The sequence below is a fragment of the Butyrivibrio sp. XPD2002 genome, from assembly GCF_000423945.1.
Classification (GTDB): domain Bacteria; phylum Bacillota; class Clostridia; order Lachnospirales; family Lachnospiraceae; genus Butyrivibrio.
Genome location: NZ_AUIY01000044.1, coordinates 1 through 8,004 on the forward strand (window position 1 = coordinate 1; position 8,004 = coordinate 8,004).

An 8,004-nucleotide genomic window follows, 5' to 3' on the forward strand; every position below is an offset into this window, starting at 1 on the left:
GTTATACGAGTCAGTGTTGTCCTGTATGTGGTCACATTGAAAAAGCTAACCGTAACAAGAAGATACATCTGTTTGCTTGTAAGAACTGTGGCTATAAATCAAACGATGACCGCATTGGAGCTATGAATCTGTACCGCATGGGAATCAACTATCTTGAAGATAGTCAAGTACCTGATACAGTTACGGCAGAGTAAATCTTTGTCGTAAGGGGCGGTGTCAACCGTCCCATGATGCGACCCCACGGAAGTTACACCGACAAAATGTAGGAGTTATTGCAACGAACTACAGGGGAGTCGCAAGCCACGTACCTTTAGGTGCGTGGTAGTTGACAATCTCCATCCTGATTAACACGCAGTGCAAGGTCTGCCTTCATGGTCTTTTCAAGACAGAGCCTGACATTAGCCATGTCACTGTAGTCAACGAATTTCTCAGCGGCTTCTAAGGTGTTTCCACTCTTAACCTTCCTGTCCACGAGTCTTGAACGAAGCATGTTTTCATCAGCGGTGATGGAGATGGTGTAGTCGGCATAGTCTTTGATCTCACGCCAGCCGTCTTCATCGAGCAGGAGATAGTTGCCCTCGAGGAGCACTATATTTTTCTCTACAGTAATCGCGTTATCTATTGGATTGTGCAGATGTCTGTCATAGGTAGGCCAGGGAGTTACCTCGGAAGAGAGAACATCCTGTATGCGCTTTTTGAGAAGCTCAAGGTCGAAAGTAATTGGAGCACCTTTGATATCAACCATTCGTACTTCCTGTCCATCACGCATGACATTATGGGTTAAGAGATATTCCTGCCTTCTATGAAAACCATCCATTCCTATGGCCTGTATATCTGCATATTCGTCATGTCCCTCTGAGAGCTTCTGCAGGAAGCTGCATAATGTGCTCTTGCCTGCTCCAGGCGGTGCAGCAAGGAGTACCAGAATGCGCTTACCCTTTGCTCTTTGGAGTGATGATAGTTTTGAAATTAAAGGTATAAAGATGTTCGACACAGAGTATTCGCTATATTTTGCATCTACATCAATACCATTTATATTTACACTATATTTCATACTGGACTCCTTTTATGAATTAATGTTGAATATTTCGGACTGTGAGCCCACCCAATTCTCAATTGAGCACCATCTGTTCACGCAATAACACCACTTTGTTTTTCAGGAAATTATATTGCGATATTATTTCCATCTATAACTCTTCTGGGAAACATTCCCGGAAGGTCGTTATTACTTGAAAAATACTTACTTTCGACTATTTTCGCGTAGGATTTAGCAGCAATATTGTCTTTTCTACTTGTCCCTGCCTGGGTTTTAGTATTTATCAAGTAGTTCTTGCCTTCGTATTAGGTCTTTCCTACGAGTCTTATCTATTCCTAAGCAATTTTCACGTAGTCGATTGCTTTTAGGTGGTCATTTCCTACGCGAGAAATCCCTGTTTGACCATTTTTCGCGTAGTTATTGCCTGAATGGCAATTTATGCTACTTGACCTTATTTGTTTTGTGGCATTCGACGTGTAGTTACACTTTTCATCCCCACTAATTCATTAAACCGAAGATAATGTCTGTTTGCATTATTAAGTATAACATACCCCTTTGTGGGGCTTAGCTGCAGATCGGTGGTGCTAAATTAAAAAACAATAGTGCTGAGCAAAGATTAGCACCTGTGCTATCAGACCGAAATAACCAAATGTAATCTTAAGCTTTTGTTCGATACATACATAATAACATAATGTTATACTGCTAAACGGTACTGCCATTTGTTACGGTAGCGGTCAGTCCTTTGCCGGAGTAATCCGAGAACTTCCGATCCCGGAGGTGATCATTATGGAAAATAAAGGGAAAGGCTCATTGAGATAGGTGTTTGAAACATCAAAAATGACCGCCACAGCTCCTAGCAAAAGTTGTCGGTCATTTTTGATCAATAACTATAAATAGGACTGACCGTTATCGGCAGTACCTTTAATAGAATAATAGCATATCAGAGATATTTTCAACTCATTAAAATCCTTTTTATTCCCCAAAAGTCACATCAAAAGATCCACTTGTAAGATCCGCTTTTATTTTCTTATCCGTATTTCCGTCAGCCTTGAATTTCTTCTCGGTTGAGGCTCCATCAACCTTGATGCTTCCTGATGTTGCATCGAGATCATAGGAATAATCATCCTTATTACCAACAAGGTTAAGTGAGACCTTTCCGGAGGTGATATCGAAATCTGCGTTATCGACTGTCATCTCGTCGATTGTGACTGTGCCGCTTGAAAGCTCGGTATCAAGATCCCTGGCTGTGCAGCCTGTTACGTTCATAAGTCCTGAAGCGAGGTCAAGTGTGAGCTTTTCAGCCTTGATGTCCTTGAGGTCGATTTTTCCTGAAGCAGCAGAGCAGGTTAATTTCTCGGATTCAACATTGTTTACTTCGAGAAGACCTGATGCGATGTCCAGCTTTCCTTTGATGTTGACGCCATCAACGCTGAGCACACCTGAAGCTGCATCCATGTCAACATCGATGATTCCTGCATCCTTGGGAACGGTGATTCTGTAATACTGTTCATCTTCGCGGGGGAGGAGATTGAAGCCGAAGACGAAGCTTTTGTGAGAGGGCTGCTTAATTGTCAGCTTGTGGCCGCTCTCTGTAACCTTGGGCACATTCTCTTCGTATGCCTGATATTCAAGCTTGTAGGAATCTCCCTGAACGAGATAGGCGCCGATTGAAGCGATGTCTACGTCGAGCTCATCAAAAGCGGACAGTTCCATGGAGCCTGTCACAAGATCCCCACATTCTTCTGATGTTTTGTTTTCTGTTACTTTACTATTACCAATTGAAATCACGGGCTTTGCTCCTAACTTAAATCCTGTTGCCATAATTATAAATCCAAATGCGGACATTCCCAATGCCAAATATAAGATTACCTTACTGTTCATAACCAGTTCCCTCCGTTTCCTTTTTTCTATAAATGTTATGACTTACTGTCCTGATTAGTAAGACAAGTCCATATACCAGTAAAATGCTGAGCCCGGATATCATAAGTCCTGCACCTATGGTGAAGAACTTTTGAGCAAATCCGGGAACAAATAATCCCCAGAAGATTGAAAAAAAGCCGCTTACTGCGATTGCCACAGCTGAAACGATAAGTGCAAAAACCACTGCGCCGATTGTTATCAGAACTGCAAATACGATAGCCATCACCATGATGCCAAGGGGGAGTGAGAGCGGAAGTGCCAGCACTCCAAGGATTGTCAGCCATACGACTGTGGCCTTTCCCTTAACGGTTTTCTGCTCTGCGGTGTTTTCGATGTGCTTCTGCGTGCACTGTTCGATGATGTTCTTTGCAACCTCCTTGGGAGTTCCGAGACTTGCCACCACATCGGTGCCCTCGGGAAGCTCCATATCAGATATGTATCCGTCGTAGTACTCGATAGCGTCCTGTCTGTCATCTGCAGGAATGAGCTTCAGCCTTCTGTCGAGCTCCTGTAAAAATTGTTGTTTGTTCATTATGTCATCCCCTTCTCAGAAATCTGCGGAATTTCTGAATCGATCCCTCTTATAAGTCCGTCGATTTTAGTTTTGTATTCATTCCACTCGCCCTCATAGAAATTCAGCATTTTTAGGCCTTCCTCTGTGATGGCGTAGTACCGTCTGTTTCGTCCCTGGTAGGGAGCATCGTAGGTTCTTAAGCACCCTGATTTCTGAAGCCTTCTGAGAACAGGGTAAAGTGTGGACTCTGAAATATCCACAACCTGACGAACCTTCTGTGTCAGCGTGTATCCGTATGAATCCTCGCTTCGTACGATTCCCAGAACGCAGGCATCCAGTAACGGTGCTGTTAATTGATACGTCATGCTACCGCTCCTTTCTTTTGCGCTGATACAATATTATATAGCGTATAATATTGCACGTGTCAACACATGAGTTTGATATTTCGGAAAAAACTTTATAAAATTATGGATATAAAGCTTTGGAAAATGGCGTAAAAAAGCAGTTAGGAGCATTTTTTATATGTGCTGTAGATATTATTATGCTGACAGAATAGCTCGCAGGGTCGAGGAGGATATGGAGCTTCCGGAGGGATTCTGCGCCCATAATTATGGTGATATCACGCCGGGCATGATGGGATTATCTCTTATTAAAGGAAGCGGCGCCGGGGTGAAGGCCTACAATATGAAGTGGGGGCTTACAGGGAAAGACAGTAAGCTGATCATAAACGCCAGGGCTGAATCGGCTGTCCGGAAGCCGATGTTTTCAGATAGTATCAGGAGCAGAAGATGTGTGCTTCCGGCCGGCGGCTTTTACGAGTGGAATAAGGATAAGACAAAATTTACATTCAAAAGGCCTGATGAAGAGCCAATGTATCTGGCGGGCTTTTACGATCTTCGTGATAACGAGGACCGTTTCGTGATCCTCACAACTGATGCGAACGACTCCATGCGGCCTGTTCACGACAGGATGCCTGTGATGATAGATAAGAAAAATGTGGCGGATTATCTTTATGATGAAGCTGCGGCATACGACCTTATTAAGAAGAAAATGCCTGAGCTTGATAGGAGCTGTGACTATGAGCAGCTTAGTTTGTTTTGATGAAAATGGTGGAATTTTATGCTACGGGATGCGGATATCAGGGATGACCTGTGCGATTATTTTGAACAGAAATATGGTAAGGTGCGCTTTTTCGAAGAGCTGACCATGGGCAAATCCAGGGCGGATATTGTTCTTGTTACGGAAGATGGGCTTATTGGTGCCGAGATAAAAAGCGATGCCGATACCTACGAGCGGCTTTCAAGACAGGTGAAGGACTACGACAGGTTCTTCGATTATAACTATGCTGTGGTTGGGGGAAGTCACGGGGCGCACATCGAGGAGCATGTGCCTGATCACTGGGGAATCATCACGGTGGAAGAGGAAGAGGGCGGCCTCGATTTTTATGAACTAAGAAAGCCCGGTAAAAGCCCAAAGGTTAAGCTGACAAACCAGATGGGACTTCTCTGGAAGAGAGAGCTTGCAGTTTTGCAGGAAAAGAACGGACTCTACAAATACTCCGATAAGAGTAGGATGTTCAGGAAAAAGTATCTGATGGAAAAGGTGGATAAGGAGCTTTTGAAGGAGCAGATGCTGGAGGTTTTGTTCGACAGGGATTACTCGATTTTTGAGGAAGAGTAGGAAGGATACTGGTATGGAAAAATTTGAGTTTGGAAATCCGAAAAGTAACATAGTTTTGATTCAGCTCATCGATGGTCATGATTTTAAGACAATTGATAATGAGTTTGAACATATTCAAAAAGCCTCAGATATTCGTCTTATAGCCATAAAGGTTGACGATTGGAACAGGGACCTTTCACCCTGGGAAGCACCTGCGGTTTTCGGAGATGAGGGCTTTGGCGACGGCGCAGAACAAACGCTTACTGAGGTATTGAAATACACTGAAGATAAATCAAAAACCTATTATCTTGGCGGATACTCCCTGGCAGGATTATTTGCACTCTGGGCTGTTTATCAGACCGATGTATTTAGCGGAGTGGCAGCAGCTTCACCTTCAGCCTGGTTCCCGGGATTTTTTGACTACATGAAGGAGCATGACATTAAGGTTCCCAAAATCTATCTGAGTCTTGGTGATAAAGAAGAAAAGACCCGGAATCCTGTGATGTCCACTGTGGGAGACAGGATCCGGGCCATGAATGATTATTTAACTTCACAGGGAAAAGTCTGCACCCTTGAATGGAATCAGGGCAATCACTTTAAAGAGCCTGACCTTAGGATGGCCAAGGGATTTTCCTTTATGCTGCGCTGACCTTTTCTCTTAGTAGACCAATGCGTATTTTTAGCGGTTCTCTGCAAAGGAAAAGAAGGAGAACAGCGTTGGTCCATTTGTCACCAATTTCATACTCGCTATAGGTTTTACAAATGATAATGAAAAATACAATGGTAATTGCTATATTGATCCACAACCAGAGCTTTGCTTCAGATATTGCATTTATAGTTCTGGAGTAGTGCCAGATCACAAAAGCATTAAGGGCAAATTCTATCATCGAAATGATCATAAAAAATGCGTAGGATGCTGCTTCATAGGATCTGGGGAAAGGAATCGTAAAAATCAGGTTCACAAGAAAATCCAGCACAAAAACACAGGCTAAAATCACAAGGAACTTTTTGCAGGTTCCAAAGGGTTCTCCCTGAATTATTCTGTGGTTAAGCTTATTTATCATGTAAAGGCAAAGCAGGAATTTTACCGGAGTAATTGAATATAGCAGGATACTCATTTTTCCTGGATGATAGGGGATGACAAATTCAGCTAAAAATAGCAGAGTCATAAGTACGCTGTATATCAGCATTCCGCAACCTAATTTCTTTTTCATAGCAATCAGTCCTCCCCATACTCAACGATGCAATACACATCGGATGCATCCTTGCCATCGTAATATGTAAGTATTTTAAAGTCCGAGGACGTAAGCTCGGTACCATCGAGAAATTTGATGGTGTTGGCCTTTCTTTCAAAATGATCGACGTCGTCGATTCCATCATCGTTGTAGCTATTTTCAATTGGAGAAACGATATCATCCAGAATATTTCCGTCGTGATCCATATACTTCTGAGTGTCTTCCTTTATCTCGACGATGAAGAGGTCCTTTTTACTATCGTAACCGCAGGGCTTATATTCTGACTCTAAAAATGGCTGACATTTGGAATCCATGTAAACATAGGCATCATCAGTCTTCTCTTGGGCAGCTATATATTTCCCGCCCAGGGCGATAATCCTTCTGTAGCTATCAAGTAGAATATTACCTTCTTTATCGGCGTAGCTATCTGTATAATAACCATTTAAAACATAGCCCAGTTCGCCGTAATCCTTATCTATACTTTCATAATCGAAATCAACAATGACCTCACCTTTTAAATTTATAAGCCCATATCCATTGTTTTCAAAAGGCGCATTGTTGTAAGCGCTGGCAAAACCATTCTCGTCAAACTCATTTGCCACAGCGAACTTCGGAGAAATCACAGTGTTTCCGTCTCTGTCCATGTAGCCACGGGCAGACTCGGAATACGAAAAATAACTGACAAGACCATATGAATCATAGGTTCCGATATAGGGCTTGTTATTTTTATCGCTTAAGGTATCATAGCTTTGCAGAGTCTGGTTTTTATCAAATATGCCAAATCCAAGGAAGCCGCCATTTAGTATGTGGCCGTTCAGGATTCTTCTTTTAAGAGCATAAAGAGCAAACTTTCTGGGATTGTCCAAAAATCTGCCATCCTGAAAATACCACTTGCAATTGACGACGATGTTTCCATCCTTATCAATAAGATGTCCCTTGTAATCCCATGCAAGGCCGTCATCTCTATATCTTAATTTGTCTGAAAAACGGGGGGCCTCCACAGTTTTTGTCTCGAGATTTATAAATCCCCATTTTTCCTTATAAAAAGGTGACCACTTGGGCCATCTGTTACTGATCATGTACTGGGCCTTTTTCTCAGGACAGTCCCACTCGTAATAAACATCCTTAAAGCCCTGATCCACAACCTTATTGCCCTGCTGATCGATAATATACTCATTCCCATATTCTGTCTGCGAGCAGTAAATGCTTGCGGCAATAGCGCCTATCGCCACGATACCTGCTGCAGGCAAAAGAAACTTCCACTTTTTCATAAACGTTCTCTCCCAAACAATAACGGTAGTGTCTAATCGACACTCCTTTTTTCTTTATAAATCCTCTATTTTTCGGGAGTTCAAAATAAAAAGAGCATTGACCTCCCTTTTGGTATAATGTTAACGACCAAGAAAACATCCCGCAAAGGAAACAATGCTCGTGAACATTATACTTTATTTACTTGAAATCATCCATCAGCTCTATCAACAAAACTGCTGGTTGATCAACTTTATCTGTAGATATATTCCGCTTAAACAGTGGGCTTATGAGGATTCTCATTCTCCCAAATATCAAAAATTTAAGATTGATAAGCTCCCTTTGATTCTGAATGTAGAGCCCTGGGATTACAGGGATTTCATGGCTTACCT

General features: G+C 42.5%; 11 protein-coding genes and 1 pseudogene. 5 read left to right on the forward strand and 7 right to left on the reverse strand.

What is annotated here, in order from left to right; genetic code table 11:
• Window positions 1-194, forward strand: a 194-nt coding sequence (locus tag G587_RS0115925) for a zinc ribbon domain-containing protein (protein WP_026493064.1), incomplete at its 5' end; no start/stop codon positions are given.
• A gap of 116 nt (window positions 195-310) precedes the next feature.
• Here the strand turns inward: G587_RS0115925 and G587_RS0115930 are convergent.
• From G587_RS0115930 to G587_RS0115945, 5 genes are all read right to left on the reverse strand, one after another.
• Window positions 311-1,054, reverse strand: coding sequence for a nucleoside/nucleotide kinase family protein (locus G587_RS0115930; RefSeq protein WP_026493065.1), 744 nt, complete (start codon window positions 1,052-1,054; stop codon window positions 311-313).
• A 110-nt stretch (window positions 1,055-1,164) separates the two neighbouring features.
• On the reverse strand, window positions 1,165-1,323 hold the full coding sequence (locus G587_RS26025; protein WP_207637480.1) for a hypothetical protein: 159 nt from the start codon (window positions 1,321-1,323) through the stop codon (window positions 1,165-1,167).
• A 685-nt stretch (window positions 1,324-2,008) separates the two neighbouring features.
• Complete coding sequence (locus G587_RS0115935; RefSeq protein WP_026493066.1) at window positions 2,009-2,917, reverse strand: DUF4097 family beta strand repeat-containing protein; 909 nt, start codon at window positions 2,915-2,917, stop codon at window positions 2,009-2,011.
• Window positions 2,907-3,488: a DUF1700 domain-containing protein gene (locus G587_RS0115940; protein WP_026493067.1), complete on the reverse strand. Its 582-nt coding sequence runs from the start codon at window positions 3,486-3,488 to the stop codon at window positions 2,907-2,909. The genes G587_RS0115935 and G587_RS0115940 overlap by 11 nt, the downstream gene beginning before the upstream one ends.
• Entirely contained in the window at window positions 3,488-3,835 is a 348-nt protein-coding gene (locus tag G587_RS0115945) for a PadR family transcriptional regulator (RefSeq protein ID WP_026493068.1), read from the reverse strand. Before G587_RS0115945 ends, G587_RS0115940 begins: the two co-directional genes overlap by 1 nt.
• Window positions 3,836-3,992: 157 nt before the next feature.
• Between G587_RS0115945 and G587_RS0115950 the strand changes: the two genes are divergently transcribed.
• Genes G587_RS0115950 through G587_RS0115960 form a run of 3 tightly spaced genes read left to right on the forward strand, consistent with a single transcriptional unit; the run spans window position 3,993 to window position 5,778 of the window.
• Entirely contained in the window at window positions 3,993-4,571 is a 579-nt protein-coding gene (locus tag G587_RS0115950) for an SOS response-associated peptidase (RefSeq protein ID WP_026493069.1), read from the forward strand.
• 18 nt (window positions 4,572-4,589) lie between these two features.
• On the forward strand, window positions 4,590-5,150 hold the full coding sequence (locus G587_RS0115955) for a sce7726 family protein (protein WP_026493070.1): 561 nt from the start codon (window positions 4,590-4,592) through the stop codon (window positions 5,148-5,150).
• Between the two features lie 13 nt (window positions 5,151-5,163).
• A complete protein-coding gene (locus G587_RS0115960) occupies window positions 5,164-5,778 on the forward strand; it encodes an esterase (RefSeq protein WP_026493071.1) in 615 nt (204 codons plus the stop codon).
• Here G587_RS0115960 and G587_RS0115965 read toward each other — a convergent pair.
• Window positions 5,765-6,343 (reverse strand): hypothetical protein, encoded by a 579-nt coding sequence (locus G587_RS0115965; protein ID WP_026493072.1) that lies wholly within the window; start codon window positions 6,341-6,343, stop codon window positions 5,765-5,767. The two genes, G587_RS0115960 and G587_RS0115965, sit on opposite strands and share 14 nt — an antisense overlap.
• A 5-nt stretch (window positions 6,344-6,348) precedes the next feature.
• Window positions 6,349-7,635 carry a WG repeat-containing protein gene (locus G587_RS0115970; protein WP_026493073.1) on the reverse strand — a complete coding sequence of 429 codons (1,287 nt, stop codon included), beginning with the start codon at window positions 7,633-7,635 and terminating at the stop codon, window positions 6,349-6,351.
• Between the two features lie 160 nt (window positions 7,636-7,795).
• Here G587_RS0115970 and G587_RS26795 point away from each other — a divergent pair.
• Window positions 7,796-8,004 (forward strand): annotated as a pseudogene (locus G587_RS26795) (transposase); the annotation flags it as partial.

Excerpts from the sequence above, each read along its gene's own strand:
- G587_RS0115930 (WP_026493065.1), bottom strand. The coding sequence starts at position 1,054 with ATGAAATATAGTGTAAATATAAATGGTATTGATGTAGATGCAAAATAT.
- G587_RS0115935 (WP_026493066.1), bottom strand. The coding sequence starts at position 2,917 with ATGAACAGTAAGGTAATCTTATATTTGGCATTGGGAATGTCCGCATTT.
- G587_RS0115940 (WP_026493067.1), bottom strand. The coding sequence starts at position 3,488 with ATGAACAAACAACAATTTTTACAGGAGCTCGACAGAAGGCTGAAGCTC.
- G587_RS0115945 (WP_026493068.1), bottom strand. The coding sequence starts at position 3,835 with ATGACGTATCAATTAACAGCACCGTTACTGGATGCCTGCGTTCTGGGA.
- G587_RS0115950 (WP_026493069.1), top strand. The coding sequence starts at position 3,993 with ATGTGCTGTAGATATTATTATGCTGACAGAATAGCTCGCAGGGTCGAG.
- G587_RS0115955 (WP_026493070.1), top strand. The coding sequence starts at position 4,590 with ATGCTACGGGATGCGGATATCAGGGATGACCTGTGCGATTATTTTGAA.
- G587_RS0115960 (WP_026493071.1), top strand. The coding sequence starts at position 5,164 with ATGGAAAAATTTGAGTTTGGAAATCCGAAAAGTAACATAGTTTTGATT.
- G587_RS0115965 (WP_026493072.1), bottom strand. The coding sequence starts at position 6,343 with ATGAAAAAGAAATTAGGTTGCGGAATGCTGATATACAGCGTACTTATG.
- G587_RS0115970 (WP_026493073.1), bottom strand. The coding sequence starts at position 7,635 with ATGAAAAAGTGGAAGTTTCTTTTGCCTGCAGCAGGTATCGTGGCGATA.